Source organism: Cupriavidus sp. 01L46 (genome assembly GCF_056399905.1).
Map to the genome: position 1 here is coordinate 1 of NZ_JBFTSF010000160.1, position 15,969 is coordinate 15,969.

The window sequence follows — 15,969 nt, forward strand, 5'->3', positions numbered from 1 at the left end:
CCGCACCGCTACGGCAGGTGGTCATCCCTACCATAAGCCAACTCAACTGCCGCCCGGACCTCTTGGGCAAGGACCGGTTCTCGGGCAATGTGTGACCCGCCGCGGACTTGCAGGTACAAAGTAGCCTCTTCAGCTCGCGGGAGAGCAGCTGTGAGGGGAGGAGGTGATAGCCGCCATCATTGCAGACGGATCTGGCGCATCCGGCGGCTTCGGACAAGGCCGTTACACGTCGATCGCCGCATCCGACTTGACCTTCTTGCGCAACTCGAACTTCTGGATCTTGCCCGTCGATGTCTTGGGCAATGGCCCGAAGTACACCGCCTTGGGCACCTTGAAGCCCGCCAGCAGGGTGCGGCAATGGGCGATCAGCTCCTCGGCCGTGGCGCTGGCGCCATCCTTCAGCTCCACGAACGCGCAGGGCGTCTCGCCCCATTTCACATCCGGCTGGGCCACCACCGCCACGGCCAGCACGGCGGGATGGCGATAGATCGCGTCTTCCACTTCCACGCTGGAGATATTCTCGCCACCGGAGATGATGATGTCCTTGCTGCGGTCCTTGATCTTGACGTAGCCGTCCGGCGTGCACACGCCCAGGTCGCCGGTATGGAACCAGCCGCCGGCAAACGCCTCGCGCGTGGCCTTCTCGTTCTTGAGGTAGCCCTTCATGCAGATGTTGCCGCGGAACATGATCTCGCCGATTTCCTCGCCGTCCGAGGCCACCGGTTGCATGGTGTCCGGGTCCAGCACCGCTACCTCCGTCTGCAGGTGGTAGCGCACGCCTTGCCTTGCCTTCTTGGTGGCGCGGTCCTCTTGCGACAGGCCGGCCCAGTCGTCCTGCTCGGCGCATACCGCGGCGGGGCCGTAGGTTTCGGTCAGGCCATAGACGTGGGTCAATTCAAAGCCCATGGCCTCCATCTGCGCCAGCACCGCGGCGGGCGGCGGCGCACCCGCCACCATGCCGCGCACCGGGCCGCGCAAGCCCTCGCGCCAGGCCGGCGGGGCGTTGACCAGCGCGGTATGCACGATCGGCGCGGCGCAATAGTGCGTCACGCCCTCGTCGCGCATCAGGTCGAACACCAGCTTGGGCTCGAACTTGCGCAGGCAGACGTTGACGCCGGCGCGTGCCGCGATGGTCCACGGGAAGCACCAGCCGTTGCAGTGGAACATCGGCAACGTCCACAGGTATACCGCGTGCTTGGGCAGGTCCCACTCCAGGATGTTGGAGATGGCGTTGATGGCCGCGCCGCGATGGTGGTAGACCACGCCCTTGGGGTCGCCGGTGGTGCCCGAGGTGTAGTTGAGCGCGATCGCATCCCACTCGTCAGCGGGCATCTGCCAGGCGAACTCGGGGTCGCCCGAGGCCAGCAGGCCGTCATAGTCGGTCTCGCCGAAGGCCGGGGCGTCCTGCGGGCCGAGCGCGTCCAGCACCGCCACCACCTTCAGCCCGGGAATCTCGTTGGCGATCTGCCGCGCCAGGTCGGCAAACTCGGTATCGGCCAGCAGCACCCGCGCTTCGCCATGGCGCAGCATGAAGATCAGGTTGGAGGCATCGAGCCGGATATTCAGCGCATTGAGCACCGCGCCCGCCATCGGCACCCCAAAGTGCGCCTCCACCATGGCCGGCGTATTGGGCAGCAAGGCCGCAACGGTATCGCCCTTGCCCACGCCCAGGCGCGCCAGCCCGCTGGCCAGGCGCCGTGCCCGCGCGTAGGTGTCGCGCCAGTTCTGGCGCACCGGGCCGTGCACGATGGCCAGCCGGTCGCCATACACGCTGGCCGCACGCGCCAGGAAATCGATGGGTGTGAGGGGAACGTGATTGGCCGGGTTCTTGCCCAGGCCGGTGTCGAAATCGCTTGGCATTGCCGTAGTCTCCGCGTGCGCCGGCTGTGCGGGTATTGGCCCTCAGGCTGAGCCGCGCGCCGCCGGTCGCTGTTACTTTTCACTGTGCAAGGCTATCATCCCACAGGACCAAGCTCGCGGTCTACACGCCGGACGGGYGCGGTTGCACCTTTTCGGGGGTGCCAGCGGGCGGCTGGTGCGGAGAAGGCAGTGTCATCAAGCGCGAAGCGCGGAGATACGATGTGATCGCCATCCGCGACTCCCGCCTGGCGCTGGTGCCCGACACGGTGTTCCATACCTTGCTCGACGAAAGCCTGCCRTTTGCCAGCTTTGTGGTGCGCCAGTTGAACGAGCGCATGGGCCAGTTCATCGCCACCGTGCAGAACGAGCGGCTGCTGAGCGTCGATGCCCGCGTGGCGCAGGCGGTTGCCCAGCTCTTCCACCCGGCGCTTTACCCCCGTACCAGCGCGGTGCTGGAGCTGTCGCAGGAGGAGATCGGCCTGCTGACGGGGCTCTCGCGCCAGCGGGTCAACCAGGCGCTGCGGCGCCTGGCGGCGGAGGGCATGGTCGATTTGTCGTACCAGAGCATCCGGGTGACCGACCTTGAGCGTTTGCGTCACTTTGGCCTGTCGGAGCTGTAGGCTGCCGCGGTAGCGCCGCGGTCGCGCCCGCAGCCATGGCCAGCGTTGAAACCCGCCTTCGCCATCGTGAAACTCACCGGCCGCGCGAAGCCGTACAATGCGATTTTTCCCCCTGGCGCCGCGCCCGATGCGCGCCAGCCTGCGTCACCTGAGCTTCGCATGGCCCTCGTCAGCAGCACCGATCTGCGCCTGTCTCACCTGCGCTTCCCCTTTGCCGTGCGCGTCGACGCGCTGCACGGCACCGCGCGCCTGCGCGACGCAAACGCGCGGCGGGAGGTAACGCCTGGCAACCCGTTCGTGGTGCCGGCGTTTGCGTACTTCGATTGCGACCTGCTGCCGGCGCCGGGCCAAAGCACCGCCATCACGCTGCAGGAAGTGCCGGACGACGCATGCCCGCGCATGACGCTGGCCACCCTGCCGGGCTGCCCGTGCCATTCGGAGAAACACTGGTCACGCGCGCTTGCCGGCGAGATCTTTGGCCTGCCTCGGCTGCCGTGGAATGCGGCACTGGTGGCGCAACGATGGGAAGTCACCCCGCGGCTGGTACGCGCGCGGCTGTTCGCCGAGGGCGAGGCGCTAGGCGTGCTGCTGCGCGAGCAGCGCGTCGCGCGCACGGTGTACCTGCTTGCGGGCGGCAGCGGCGTGCGCACCGATTGGCTGGCCGCGCAAGTAGGCCTGGGCAGCGTTGCTGCGTTGGCCTCCGCTTGCGCGAACACGCTGGGCCCCGCCGCGCTGAGCCTGCTCGAAGCCAGCGACGGCCGCGGAACCCCGCCGGGTCCAGCGCCGCGCTTGCACCTGGCGGCATGACAGGGCATAAGAGGRCACAAGAGGCCGGCCCCTGGCGGTGACCGTGCTGTCGCTGATCTCCTGCTTTGTGCTGTCGGTGGCGCTGCCGGTCGGCTTGTAGAAACCTGCGGCATTTGTAAAAAGGGCGGGCAAGACCCTCGCTAGCGGACTCGCGCAAGTGCGTGGCGGTCCACCTAGGTTAGGGTCAATCCAGCACGATCCTGTGCGCGCGGATCAAGGCGCCCCATTTGGCGCGCTCATTGTCCACGAACGCGGCAAAGCCCGCCCGGCTGTCGCCCATGGGCTCTAGCCCAAGCTCCTGCATTTGCTTGACCACCACCGGGTCCTTCAGCGCCGCGGCAATGGCCGCGTTGAGCTTGTCGACCGAGGCCGGCGGCGTGCCGGCCGGGACCACCACGCCCTGCCACGCAAACGCCGTAAAGCCGGGCAGCCCGGCCTCGGCAAAGGTCGGCACGTCCGGCAGCACCGCCGAGCGCTGCTCGGCCGGCAGCGCGACAGCACGAAGCCGCCCGGCGCGGATCAACGGCACCGCGGCCGAGAGATCGGCCATCATGAAATCGACCTGCCCGCCCGCCACATCCTGCAACGCGGGGGGCGTGCCTTTGTACGGCGCGTGGACGGCGCTAGCCTGCACGCGGTCGAGCAGCAGCTCAGCGCTCAGGTGGTGCGGGCTGCCGGTGCCGACAGAGGCGTAGGTTGCCTTGCCCTGCCCCGCTTTCAGCCACGTGATGAACTCGGGCAAGGTCTTTACCGGCAAGGCCGGGCTGGCGACCAGTATCACGGGCAGCTTCACCAGCGAGGTCACCAGCGTGAAATCCTTGGCGGTGTCATAGGGCAGCTTGCGATACAGCGCTGGGTTAAGTACCAGCGTACCCTGCCCGGCAGTCAGCAGCGTAGCGCCGTCGGCACGCGCCTTGGCCACATCCTGCGCGGCGAGGATGGTGGCGCCGCCCGGCTTGTTGTCGACCACGAAGTTCTGGTGCATGACAGGCGCGATCTTCTGCGCGACGATGCGCGTGGCGAGGTCGCTGCCGCCGCCGGCGGTATAGGGCACCACCCAGCGTGCAGCGGGGTCGGCGGCGTGGGCGGCGCCGCCCAGCGCTAGCGCCAGCCCTGTGACAACACGCGAGGCATGCTGCGCCATGGAATGGAAGCGCGTGCGCCGGGCGCAGGCGTTTGCTTGCATGATTGGGTCTCCTCCGATTTTTCTGTTCTTTGTGCAAACCGCGCTAAAGCGCTACGGGATGCTAATACGTCGCTAGTACGTAGTTAGTACGTTTTATCCCGGCTAGTCCCCGCACCGCCCTGGCCCTTGAATTGCGCGGCAAGGCTCTCTGCCGCCCGGGCCAGCATCGTGGCGTCCACCCCAACCGCAGTGAACGTGGTCCCGAGCGCCATGTACTGCCGCGACTGCGCCACGTCGGCGCTGAGGATGCCCGCTCCCTTGCCGGCGCGGCGGATGCGCGCGATGGCGTCGGCGATGGCGCTCTGCACGTCCGGGTGACCGGGATTGCCGAGATGGCCCATGTCGGCGGCAAGATCCGCCGGGCCGATAAACACGCCATCCACGCCTTCGGTGGCGGCGATCGCGTCGAGGTGCGCAAGCCCCGCGCGCGTCTCCACCTGCACCARCACGCACATCTCGCCGTTGGCCTGGGCCAGGTAGCCGCCGACGCGGTTCCAGCGCGAGGCACGCGCCATCGCGCTGCCCACGCCGCGCACGCCTTCCGGCGGGTAACGGGTGGCGGCCACCGCGGCGGCGGCCTCGGTGGCGTCCTGCACCATCGGCACGAGCAGGGTCTGCACGCCCAGGTCAAGCAGCTGCTTGATCTGCACGGTGTCGTTCCACGACGCGCGCACCACCGGCCGCACCGGATAGGCGGCCAGCGCCTGCAGTTGCGCCAGGATGGACGGCACGGTGTTGGGTGCGTGCTCGCCGTCGATCAGCAGCCAGTCGAAGCCGGCGTCGGCCAGCACTTCGGCGGTGTAGGGACTGGCCAGGCCGAGCCACAGGCCGATCTGCTGCTCGTTGGCGGCAAGCGCGCGCTTGAAGGTATTGAGGGGGATTTCCATGATGGCGTCGGGGTCGKGCGTTCAGCCGAAGTGGCAGGCCACGGCGCCCAGCGCGCCGTAGTCCACGTGAAATGTATCACCTGGGCTKGCCGCCACCGGCCGCGTGAAGGAGCCGCCGAGGATCACCTCGCCCGCTTCCAGGCCCACGCCATGCGGATGCAGCTTGTTGGCCAGCCATGCCACGCCGTTGGCGGGATGGTTTAGCACGCCGGCGGCCACGCCGGTTTCCTCGATCACGCCGTTGCGCGACATGATGGCCGAGACCCAGCGCAGGTCCACATCGAACGGCCGCACCGGGCGCCCGCCCATCACCACGCCGGCATTGGCCGCGTTGTCGGCAATGGTGTCGAACACCTTGCGCGGGCGCTTGGTGTCGGGGTCGACCCCATGGCTGCGCGCATCGATGATCTCCAGCGCGGGGATCACGTAGGCCGTGGCGTCATACACGTCGAACAGCGTGCAGTTCGGCCCCTTGAGCGGCTTGTCCAGCACGAAGGCCAGCTCCACTTCCACGCGCGGCACGATAAAGCGCCCCGGGGGGATCGTCGCGCCGTCCTGGAAGAACATGTCGTCCAGCAAGGTGCCGTAGTCAGGCTCGTCGATCTGCGAAGAAAGCTGCATGGCGCGCGAGGTCAGGCCGATCTTGTGGCCCTTGATGGTGCGGCCTTCGGACAGCTTGCGGGCCAGCCATGCGCGCTGGATGGCGTAGGCGTCTTCAATCGTGATGTTAGGGTGGTCCAGCGAAATTTGCCGGATTTGCTGGCGCGATTGCTCGGCGCCGTGCAGGCGATGGGCGATCTGGTGGATCAGCTCTGGGCTGAGCATGAGGTCTCCGTGGGGAGCATTGAACGTTGTGCGTTGTGCGTTGGGGGGCCTGTTGGTTGAGGCTGGAACCGGTCAGGCCTTCTTGAAGCGGGCGTGCACGTTGTTGTGCTTGTAGCTGCCGCCCTCGTTGAACTCGACCAGCTCCATTGACAGCGCCAGGTAGCGCCGCGCATACAGCTCGGCAAAGTGCGCCTTGACAGCCTCGAAGAGCGCATCGCAGGCCGCCTTCCGGGCCGCCTCGGGACGCCCGGCGCCGATCTTCAGCGTGATGTGGACGAAGGCGTAGTCCTCCTCGCCGTCGGCCATGCGGTAGTCGGTCAGCGCCAGCGCGCGCGAGCGGATGCCGCCGATGGGAAACACGCCATCCTGCGCGATCAACACGTCGTTGATGGTCTTGAGCAGGGCGGGCACGCGCGCGTCGGCGCGGATGTTGTCCGTGTACTCGACGATGATGTGGGGCATTGGCAGGCCTCTCCGAAGAAGCGTGAAGCGTTATCCGTGATGCGTGAACCGTGATCGGCGAGTCCTCAGCGCACCGGGAAGATCGCATTGATCTGGCCGGTGCCCGAGCTGGTGAAGTAGTCAGTGACGATCTCCGCCGGGCGCTCGTACTTGTCCCAGCCCAGCAGGCCCAGCAGCATKGCGGTGTCATGCATGCCGCCCTCGCCGATGCAATGCTCGTTGTACTCCGGCAACATGCGGCAGAAGGTGGCCCAGTCGCCCTGCTTCCAGAGCTCCACCACGCGCAGGTCCACCTGCTTGAAGAACTCGCGGCTGATCTGGTGGATGCTTTCCTCGGGGCTGTTGTTGTCGTTGAAGCGGTGCGACAGCGAGCCGCTGGCGAGAAACGCCACATTGGCATCGCTGGCTTCGATGGACGCACGCAGCGCCTCGCCAAAGCGGCGGCTTTCATCGAGCTGGTGCCAGGCGCACCAGGCCGCGATGGAGACCACCTTGAAATGGCGGTCGGCGTTCATGTAGCGCATCGGCACCAGCGTGCCATATTCCAGCTCCAGGCTGGCGATCTCGTGGGCGCGGGTCATCACGCCCTGCTCGCACGCGGTGCTGGCGATCAGCCGGCCCAGTTCGGGATTGCCGTCATAGGCGTAGGCCATGTCCTTGATGAAATGCGGCAACTCGTTGCTGGTGTAGATGCCCTCGAAGTGCGCGTTGCAGTTGACGTGGTAGCCGGCGTTGACCAGCCAGTGCACATCGGCCACCACGATGGTGTCCACGCCCAGCTCCCGGCAGCGCCGGCCGATCTCGCGGTGCCCGGCAATCGCCGCCTCACGGCAGCCGTGGTGCTTGCCCGGCAGCTCGGACAGGTACATCGACGGCACGTGCGTGACCTTGGCGGCGAGGGATAGCTTACCCATGGCGGTGTCTCCTGTTTTGTTTTGTTTTGGTGCGGGCGGCGCTCAAACGCCCCAGCGCGGAATATGATGCCCGCCCATCGAGATGCAAACGTTCTTCACCTCCGCAAACACCTCGAAGCTGAACTCGCCGCCCTCGCGCCCCGTGCCGGATGCCTTGGTGCCGCCAAACGGCTGGCGCAAGTCGCGCACGTTCTGGCTGTTGACGAACACCATGCCGGCCTCGATGCCGCGCGCCAGCCGGTGCACCTTGCCCACGTCCTGCGTCCAGATGTACGAGGCCAGGCCGTAGGCGGTGTCGTTGGCCATGGCCAGGCCATCGTCTTCGCCCTTGAACGGGATCAGGCAGGCCACCGGGCCAAAGATCTCTTCCTGCGCCACGCGCATGTGGTTTTCCACATTGGCCAGCACCGTGGGCTGCACGAAGTTGCCGTTGCGCAGATGGGCCGGCAGGTCGGACGGGCGCTCGGCGCCGCCGGCCAGGATGGTGGCGCCCTCTTGCTCGCCCAGGCGGATATAGCCCGTGACCTTCTCCCAGTGCTGCTGGGTKATCATGGCGCCCACGTGCGTGTGCTCGCTGGTTGGGTCGCCCACGCGCAAACGCCTGGCGCGTTCGGCGAACTTGCCGACGAAGTCGTCGTAGACCGTGTCCTGCACGAAGATGCGCGAACCCGCGGTGCAGCGCTCGCCGTTGATCGAGAAAATGGTGAACAGCGCGGCGTCCAGCGCGCGCTCCAGGTCAGCGTCGTCGAACACCAGCACCGGCGACTTGCCGCCCAGTTCCATCGAGAATTTCTTCAGGCCCGCGCGCTCGATGATGCGCTTGCCGGTAGCCGTGCCGCCCGTAAACGATACGGCCCGCACGTCCGGATGGCGCACCAGCGCGTCCCCCGCGCTGGCGCCGTAGCCCTGCACCACGTTGAGCACGCCAGCCGGCACCCCGGCTTCCAGCGCCAGCATGCCGAGCTGGTCGGCCGTGAGCGGCGACAGCTCCGACATCTTCAGCACCGCGGTATTGCCCAGCGCCAGGCATGGCGCGACCTTCCAGGTGGCGGTCATGAAGGGCACGTTCCACGGCGAAATCAGCGCGCACACGCCGACCGGCTGGTAGAGCGTGTAGTTGAGCATCTGGTCATCGACGGGATAGGTGCGGCCGTTCATCTGCACGCACACCTCGGCGAAGAAATTGAAGTTCTCGGCAGCGCGCGGGATCAGTTGCTTGCCGGTCTGTGCGATCGGCAGGCCGGTGTCCTGCGTCTCCAGCGCGGCGAGGTGCGGCACGTGCTCGGTGATCAGGTCGGCCAGGCGGCGCATGATGCGGGCGCGCTCCTTGGCCGGGGTATTGGCCCATTTGGGGAACGCCGCCTTGGCAGCCGCCACCGCGGCGTTGACCTCGGCCTCGCCGCCCGCCGCCACCGTGGCGATCTCTTCGCCGGTGGCCGGGTTCCAGGTGGTGAAGGTATCTTTGCTGTCGACCTGCTTGCCGTTGATCCAATGCTTGATCATGGTTGTCTCCTGTTGGCGTTTGGCGCGCCTGGGTTCGCTTCAGCGCCCGCTGCCGTATTCGATAGCCGAGGCAATGGTGTTCACCAGCCGCCCCACCCCTTCGATCTCCGTCACGATCTCATCGCCCGGCTGCGTATCGGCCAGCCCTTCCGGCGTGCCGGTCAGGATCACATCGCCCGCCTMCAGCGTCATGAAGCTGCTGAGGTACTCGATCAGCCACGGGACGGCGAAGATCATGTCGCGGGTACTGCCCTGCTGTGTCAGCTTGCCGTTGACGGTAGTGGTAAGCGCGAGGTTCATCGGATCCGGCACGTCGTCGCGGTCCACCAGCCACGGCCCCAGCGGCGTGCAGGTGTCGCGGTTCTTCACCCGCAGGTTGGGGCGATAGTAGTTTTCCAGGTAGTCGCGGATGGCGTAGTCGTTGGCGACCGTATAGCCGCGCACGTAGTCATAGGCTTGCGCCGCCTTGACGCCGCGCGCCGTGCTGCCGATCACCACCGCCAGCTCGCACTCGTAGTGCATGTACTTCACGCCCTCTGGCCGGATGGTATGTGCCCGGTGGCCGATGAACGCGCCCGGCCCCTTGAGGAACACGAGTGGTTCTTCCGGCGCCTTGAAAGCCAGCTCGCGCGCGTGATCGGCGTAGTTCAGGCCAAGCGCGAAGGTGGTGCGCGGCACCACGGGCGGCAGCCACGTCACGGCGTCCTCGCTGATCACGCGCCCGTCGTCCAGGCGCAATGCGCCTTGGCCAGCCGGCTGCGCGGTGTGGACCAGGCCATCGAAGGCTACGCGTGCGGTTCTCATGCTACCTCCCCGGGCGCTGCCTTGATGCCGTGCCGCAGGCGCCCTACTTGTTCGATCTCGATCTCCACCACGTCGCCGGCACGCGCCAGCGGCGCACCTTCGGGCACGCCCGCCAGCAGCACATCACCAGCTTCGAGCGACATGAAGGCGGTGACATCGGCCAGCAACTGCGCCACCGGGCGCAGCAGGTTGCCGGTGTGGTTGCGCTGGCGTTCCTCGCCATTGATGCGCACCACCATGCTGAGCGCATCGGCGTTGCCGACCTGCTCGCGGGCCGTCACCCACGGGCCGATCGGGCAATAGCCGTCGCGGCACTTGTGGCGCACCGCCGGGCGGTAATAGCTGGCATGCGGCACGCTGACATCCGAAACCACGGTGTAGCCGGCGATATAGTCCGCGGCCTGCGCCGGGTCGATGCGGGTTGCGCGACGGCCGATCACGATGCCGAGCGCCGCGCCGATTTCCAGGGTTTCCTGGCCCGGTGGCAGCTCGGCAAGGCTGCCATGGGCGGCCAGGGTATTGGCCGGCTTGATGTAGAGGATCGGGCCCGCGGGCGGCGCCTGGTAAGGGGCCGCATTGACGCTGTCGCCAAGGGCTGCGAGCGCGCCCTTGAAGTTCAGCAGCGTGCCATACACCGTGCCGRTGATGGCGGGCTGCCACATGAATTCATCCTCGCGCAGGGCGCGTCCGCCGTCCAGCGGCAGCAAGGTGGCACCGTCCACCGGCACTGCCCGCACTGGCCGGCCGCCGGTGGCGATTCTGGCTTGTCGCATCGTGCTCCTCTCTGGTTGCGCCCGCGCGTGGCCGGGCGCTTGCGCTGCCGGGCCGGCGGATCGTCGACKGCGGATCGCCCGTTGGCGCCGCCTGTACTTAACATGTTAATGAGATTACAGGATAGTTTCAACCCCATTGTGATCCGCGGCGCCGCGATCTTGCCGCCCGGCCCTTCGCGCCCTCCTCCGCGTCTGTCATCGTGCTGTCATGCAGCATCCCCAGAATTCGCGCTGTACCGGGTTTCGCCTTGCCGCAGTGCGATTGCGCTAATGCACCGCAGCAGTGAAAAGGCTTGCTACCCGATTTTTTTGCAGCTTGAATGAAAACGTTTTCATTTTGCCGGCGTTGCGTGCCTGGTTCGCCATGCGCGCAATGGGACCCCGAAACCAAGACCAGAAGCTCTCACGTGAAGCGCACCCAGGACCGTTCCAGCAGCACCGCCCCGGACGCCGCCGGCACCGCCACGCTGGTGGACGTTGCGCAGGCCGCTGGCGTATCGCTAGCCACCGCATCGCGCGCGTTCAACAGCCCGGCGCTGGTGCGCGAAGGCACCGCGCAGCGCGTGCTGGAGGCCGCGCGGCGGCTGAGCTTCCGCCCCAACCTGCTCGGCAGCAAGCTGCGCGCGCAGCAAAGCCGGATGATCGGCGTGATGCTGCCCACCCTGGAAAACGCCGTGTTCGCCGAATGCTGGCGCGGCATCGAGGACGCCGCGCTGGCCGCCGGCTACTCGCTGATGCTGGTGACAAGCGCCTACGACCCCGCGCGCGAACGCGAGCGCATCGAATACCTGCTGCGCCACCGCGTCGACGGCATGGTGCTCACGGTGGCTGACGCTGCCCGCAGCGACGTGCTCGACCAGCTCGATGCCGAAGGCGTGCCCTACGTGCTGGCCTACAACCAGGCCGCCGCGCGCGGCCAGCGCCATTCTGTCTCTGTGGACAATCGCGGCAGCGCCCGCGAAGGCGTGCAAGCACTGATTGCCGCCGGGCACCGCCGCATCCGCGTGGTCTCCGGTGCCTTCATCGCCTCCGACCGCGCGCGCCAGCGCTTCGAGGGCTACCGCGACGCCATGCGCGCGCACGGCCTGGAGGCAGCGCCGGMACTTTGCCTGCCCACCCACACCGCCAGCAACGCTGACCAGATCGGCGCACTGGCTGCCGGGCCGGATGCGCCCACCGCCTTTTTCTGCACCAACGACCTGCTGGCGATCGGCGTGATCTCCGACCTGAAACGGCTCGGCCTGCGCGTGCCGCGCGACATCTCCGTGCTGGGCTACGACGGCATCGCGCTGGGCGCGCTGGTGGAGCCGCCACTGGCATCGGTGGTGCAGCCCAACACCGAAATCGGCGAGCGCGCCGTTGCGCTGTTGCTCAAGCGCTTCGGCCTCGCAGCAGCCGGCGTATCCGATGTATCCGGCGCCCGACCCGGGCGCATCACCTTGCTGCCCCACGGCCTGCGCCTGGGTGGCACGGTAGCCGCACCGGCATGACCCTTTACCCACCGCATTCCCCCAGCCCCAGCCCTCGTATGCAACCCAAGGAGTTCACCATGCAAGCAACCCGTTCCTGGCACAAACCGCTGCGCCGGATCGCCAGCGCGCTCGGCGCCGCCGCCGTCTGCGCATTCAGCCAGGGCGCGGCAGCGCAAACCGCGATCTGCTACAACTGCCCGCCCGAATGGGCCGACTGGGCCGCGCAGATTCGCGCCATCAAGGAGAAGACCGGCGTCACGGTGCCGCATGACAACAAGAACTCCGGCCAGTCGCTCGCGCAGCTGGTCGCCGAAAAGGGCAGCCCGGTAGCGGACGTGGTGTACTACGGCGTGACCTTCGGCATCCAGGCCAAGAAGGACGGCGTCACCGCCCCCTACAAGCCCGCCCACTGGAACGACATCCCCGACGGCCTCAAGGACGCGCAAGGCAACTGGTTCGCCATCCACTCCGGCACGCTCGGCTTCATGGTCAACGTCGACGCGCTGCGCGGCAAGCCCGTGCCGCARTCSTGGGCCGACCTGCTCAAGCCCGAGTACAAGGGCCTCATCGGCTACCTGGACCCGGCCAGCGCCTTTGTCGGCTATGTCGGCGCGGTTGCCGTCAACCAGGCGATGGGCGGCTCGATGGACAACTTCGGCCCGGCCTTCAAGTACTTCCGCGACCTGCAGAAGAACCAGCCCATCGTCCCCAAGCAAACCGCCTATGCCCGCGTGCTCTCCGGCGAGATCCCGATCCTGCTGGACTACGACTTCAACGCCTACCGCGCCCGCTACAAGGACAAGTCCAACGTGGCCTTCGTGATTCCCAAGGAAGGCACGGTGGTGGTGCCGTACGTGATGAGCCTGGTGAACAAGGCGCCGCACGACGCGCAAGGCAAGAAGGTGCTGGACTTTGTGCTGTCCGACGAAGGGCAAGCCCTGTGGGCCAATGCCTACCTGCGCCCCGTGCGCAGCGCCGCCGTGCCCAAGGAAGTGCAAGCGCGGTTCCTGCCGGCAGCGGATTACGCGCGGGCCAAGCCGGTGGATTTTGGAAAGATGGCGGATGCGCAGAAGGGTTTCAGCGAGCAGTATTTGAAGGAAGTGCGCTGAATGGCTAACGCTAGTGGATGAGTGCGGCATTTCGCGCCTGGCGAACGCCCGCCCTCTCCCCCGGCTTGCTCTCCCACAAGTGGGAGAGGGGAGAAAACCGTCGGGAGGGATCGGCCAGTGCCTCGATTTAGCCGTGTGACCCGCCCCCAAGGCGGGGAACACCCCAGCGCGATGCGAAGCGAGCCGTCAAGGTGTACCAAGGCCGTATGGGGCGCCTCGGGATTCGGCGAAAAGAGCGGAAAAGAGGGACCCATGTCTGAGTATCGCCTTAAGGCGATGCGAGTTTGGGTCCCGGCCGCTCTTTTCGCCGAAGCCCGAGGGGGTAGTCGCCCCATCCGGCGCGCCTTTTTTGCCTACTTTTTTGGCAAGACAAAAAAGTGGGTCGCCGCGCCGCAGGCGTGGTGAAACTGCAGTTGAAGTTGAAGCTGAAGTTGAAGTTAAGCAGTTGCAGTCCCCCTTGAACCCAAACAGTCAAAGTCAACGTTGAAGCAGATCTTCACCCCCCTGGGAAAATAACAAACCCATCATGCCTAAACGAAGCCCCCCACTCCTCCTCTTCGCCCTCCCGGCCCTGATCGTTTTCTTCGCCTTCTTCTGCCTGCCCATGGCAAAGCTGCTGGCGATCAGCGTCACGGGTGAGCAAGGCGCGAGCGTCTACTGGACCGTCATCTCAAGCGAGCGCTATCTGCACAGCCTGATGGTCACCGTGCTGCTATCGGCAACGGTAACACTGGCCACCCTGATCATCGCCGGCATCACCGGCACTTTCCTGGAGCGCAACGCGGTGCCCGGAAAGGCGCTGCTGGTCGCCATGCTGACGTTCCCGCTCGCCTTCCCCGGTGTCGTCATCGGCTTCATGGTCATCATGCTGGGCGGGCGCAACGGCCTGCTCGCCATGGTGAGCGACTGGCTGATTGGAGACCGCTGGACCTTTGCCTACGGTCTCGCCGGCCTGTTCGTCGGCTACCTGTACTTCTCCATCCCGCGCGTGATCCTGACGGTGATGGCGGCCGTTGCCAAGCTCGACGCGTCGCTGGAAGAAGCCGCCCGCTCGCTTGGCGCGGGCCGCTGGCGCGTGGTGCGCGACGTGATGCTGCCCGCGCTGATGCCGGCCATGATTTCCAGCGGCGCGATCTGCTTCGCCACCAGCATGGGCGCCTTCGGCACCGCCTTCACGCTGGCCACGCAGCTCGATGTCTTGCCGCTGACCATCTACAACGAGTTCACCAACTACGCCAACTTCGGCATGGCCGCCGCACTGTCCTTGCTGCTCGGCACGGTCACCTGGGCCATGCTGGCGGTGGCGCGCTGGTTCTCGGGCGACGCCGTCGCCGCTACTGCCTGAGGCTACCCATGATGACATCTTCCCGCCGCGGCAATGCCTACTGGCTGCAGCTCGCGCTCACCCTACTGGTGTGCCTGTTCATGGTGGTGCCGGTGGTGCTGTCCGTGCTCGCCGGCCTCACCAACAACATCTTTACCGGCGTGTCCAGCGGCCTCACCACGCGCTGGCTGGTAGAGGTGTGGGCGCTCTACCGCAACACCATCTTCCTGTCGCTGGGCATTGCCCTGGCGTGCCTGGCTTGCACCCTGGTGCTTGGCGTGCCCGCGGCCTACTACATGGCGCTGCGGCGCGGGCGCGTGACGCGCCTGATCGAGGAGCTGCTGATGCTGCCGGTGGCGGTGCCGGGGCTGGCCACCGCGCTTGGCCTGATCCTGCTCTATGGCGGCTGGCAGGCGTTCCGCACGAGCTGGGTGTTTATCCTCGTGGGCCACGTACTGTTCACGCTGCCGTTCATGGTGCGCTCGGTGCTGGCCATCATGTCGGCCATCGATATCCGCACGCTGGAGGACGCTGCCGCCAGCCTGGGCGCAAACCGCCTGCAGCGCTTCTTTACCGTGGTGCTGCCGAACTGCCGCCAGGGCATCCTGGCCGGGGCGCTGATGGTKGTGACGTTGTCCGTCGGGGAGTTCAACCTGACCTGGATGCTGCATACACCCACCACGCAGACGCTGCCGGTGGGGCTGGCCGACAGCTACGCCTCGATGCGCCTGGAGATCGGCTCGGCCTACACCATCGTGTTTTTCTTCATGATCATCCCGCTGCTGGTGCTGATGCAGGGCTTGTCCGCGCTGGGCGCGCGCGCCCGCAAGCATCAGCCGCTTGCCGACGGCGCCGACACCAGAACGATCCCCGGCACCGATTCGCTCTCCACTTCCGAGGCCCGCCATGCATGAGCCGACCACCATCACGCTGCGCCACTGCGGCAAGACCTTCGCCGACGGCACGCTGGCGCTGCAACCGCTTGACCTCGACATCGGCGCAGGCGAGACCGTGGTACTGCTGGGCCCCTCGGGCTGCGGCAAGACCACCACACTGCGCATCATCGCCGGGCTGGAGTTCCCCGACGCCGGCGGCGTGGTGATGTTTGGCGACAACGATGTGACGCCGCTGCCGATCGAGCAGCGCGGCGTGGGCATGGTGTTCCAGAGCTACGCGCTGTTTCCCAACATGACCGTGGCGGAGAACATCGCCTATGGCCTGCGCGTGCGCCGCATCGACGCCGCCGCGCGCCGCCGCCGGGTGGACGAGATGCTCGCCATGATGCATCTGGGGCCTTTTGCCGAGCGGCGCATCGACCAGCTGTCCGGCGGCCAGCGCCAGCGCGTGGCGCTGGCCCGCGCCATTGCCGTGCAGCCGCGCGTGCTGCTGCTCGATGAGCCGCTGACCGCGCTGGACGCCAAGC

The 15,969-nt window shown here is 66.9% G+C and carries 15 protein-coding genes and 1 pseudogene; 7 read left to right on the forward strand and 9 right to left on the reverse strand.

Features of this window, described 5'->3' with window-relative positions; translation table 11 throughout:
- Positions 1-222: 222 nt before the first annotated feature.
- Complete coding sequence (locus AC1DS3_RS24430; RefSeq protein ID WP_441635453.1) at positions 223-1,860, reverse strand: acyl-CoA synthetase; 1,638 nt, start codon at positions 1,858-1,860, stop codon at positions 223-225.
- A gap of 110 nt (positions 1,861-1,970) precedes the next feature.
- Here AC1DS3_RS24430 and AC1DS3_RS24435 point away from each other — a divergent pair.
- Positions 1,971-2,480, forward strand: a pseudogene (locus AC1DS3_RS24435) (Crp/Fnr family transcriptional regulator); the annotation flags it as partial.
- Between the two features lie 159 nt (positions 2,481-2,639).
- Positions 2,640-3,287 carry an AraC family transcriptional regulator gene (locus AC1DS3_RS24440; RefSeq protein WP_441635457.1) on the forward strand — a complete coding sequence of 216 codons (648 nt, stop codon included), beginning with the start codon at positions 2,640-2,642 and terminating at the stop codon, positions 3,285-3,287.
- A 184-nt stretch (positions 3,288-3,471) separates the two neighbouring features.
- On the opposite strand, the gene AC1DS3_RS24445 is transcribed toward AC1DS3_RS24440, so the two are convergent.
- The 8 genes from AC1DS3_RS24445 to AC1DS3_RS24480 all read right to left on the reverse strand — a co-directional run bounded on the left by AC1DS3_RS24445 (position 3,472) and on the right by AC1DS3_RS24480 (position 10,530).
- Entirely contained in the window at positions 3,472-4,473 is a 1,002-nt protein-coding gene (locus tag AC1DS3_RS24445; protein WP_441635459.1) for a Bug family tripartite tricarboxylate transporter substrate binding protein, read from the reverse strand.
- An 83-nt stretch (positions 4,474-4,556) separates the two neighbouring features.
- On the reverse strand, positions 4,557-5,360 hold the full coding sequence (gene hpaI / locus AC1DS3_RS24450; RefSeq protein ID WP_441635461.1) for a 4-hydroxy-2-oxoheptanedioate aldolase: 804 nt from the start codon (positions 5,358-5,360) through the stop codon (positions 4,557-4,559).
- Between the two features lie 21 nt (positions 5,361-5,381).
- Positions 5,382-6,185 (reverse strand): 2-oxo-hept-4-ene-1,7-dioate hydratase, encoded by an 804-nt coding sequence (gene hpaH / locus AC1DS3_RS24455; protein WP_441635463.1) that lies wholly within the window; start codon positions 6,183-6,185, stop codon positions 5,382-5,384.
- 72 nt (positions 6,186-6,257) lie between these two features.
- The gene (locus AC1DS3_RS24460) at positions 6,258-6,647 is read right to left on the reverse strand and encodes a 5-carboxymethyl-2-hydroxymuconate Delta-isomerase (RefSeq protein WP_043354736.1); all 390 of its coding nucleotides are present in this window, start codon (positions 6,645-6,647) and stop codon (positions 6,258-6,260) included.
- Between the two features lie 65 nt (positions 6,648-6,712).
- The gene (gene hpaD / locus AC1DS3_RS24465; RefSeq protein WP_441635465.1) at positions 6,713-7,561 is read right to left on the reverse strand and encodes a 3,4-dihydroxyphenylacetate 2,3-dioxygenase; all 849 of its coding nucleotides are present in this window, start codon (positions 7,559-7,561) and stop codon (positions 6,713-6,715) included.
- 42 nt (positions 7,562-7,603) lie between these two features.
- On the reverse strand, positions 7,604-9,064 hold the full coding sequence (gene hpaE / locus AC1DS3_RS24470) for a 5-carboxymethyl-2-hydroxymuconate semialdehyde dehydrogenase (RefSeq protein WP_441635467.1): 1,461 nt from the start codon (positions 9,062-9,064) through the stop codon (positions 7,604-7,606).
- Positions 9,065-9,103: 39 nt separating this feature from the next.
- Positions 9,104-9,868, reverse strand: coding sequence for a fumarylacetoacetate hydrolase family protein (locus tag AC1DS3_RS24475; RefSeq protein WP_477128132.1), 765 nt, complete (start codon positions 9,866-9,868; stop codon positions 9,104-9,106).
- Complete coding sequence (locus tag AC1DS3_RS24480; protein WP_477128135.1) at positions 9,865-10,530, reverse strand: fumarylacetoacetate hydrolase family protein; 666 nt, start codon at positions 10,528-10,530, stop codon at positions 9,865-9,867. The genes AC1DS3_RS24475 and AC1DS3_RS24480 overlap by 4 nt, the downstream gene beginning before the upstream one ends.
- A 518-nt stretch (positions 10,531-11,048) precedes the next feature.
- On the opposite strand from AC1DS3_RS24480, the gene AC1DS3_RS24485 reads away from it, so the two are divergent.
- From AC1DS3_RS24485 to AC1DS3_RS24505, 5 genes are all read left to right on the forward strand, one after another.
- A complete protein-coding gene (locus AC1DS3_RS24485; RefSeq protein WP_477128133.1) occupies positions 11,049-12,131 on the forward strand; it encodes a substrate-binding domain-containing protein in 1,083 nt (360 codons plus the stop codon).
- Positions 12,132-12,190: 59 nt separating this feature from the next.
- Positions 12,191-13,222: an ABC transporter substrate-binding protein gene (locus tag AC1DS3_RS24490; RefSeq protein ID WP_441635473.1), complete on the forward strand. Its 1,032-nt coding sequence runs from the start codon at positions 12,191-12,193 to the stop codon at positions 13,220-13,222.
- Positions 13,223-13,748: 526 nt separating this feature from the next.
- Positions 13,749-14,567 (forward strand): ABC transporter permease, encoded by an 819-nt coding sequence (locus AC1DS3_RS24495; protein WP_441635875.1) that lies wholly within the window; start codon positions 13,749-13,751, stop codon positions 14,565-14,567.
- 11 nt (positions 14,568-14,578) lie between these two features.
- The gene (locus AC1DS3_RS24500; protein WP_441636050.1) at positions 14,579-15,460 is read left to right on the forward strand and encodes an ABC transporter permease; all 882 of its coding nucleotides are present in this window, start codon (positions 14,579-14,581) and stop codon (positions 15,458-15,460) included.
- Positions 15,453-15,969, forward strand: a 517-nt coding sequence (locus AC1DS3_RS24505; protein ID WP_477128134.1) for an ABC transporter ATP-binding protein, incomplete at its 3' end; no start/stop codon positions are given. The genes AC1DS3_RS24500 and AC1DS3_RS24505, both read left to right, overlap by 8 nt.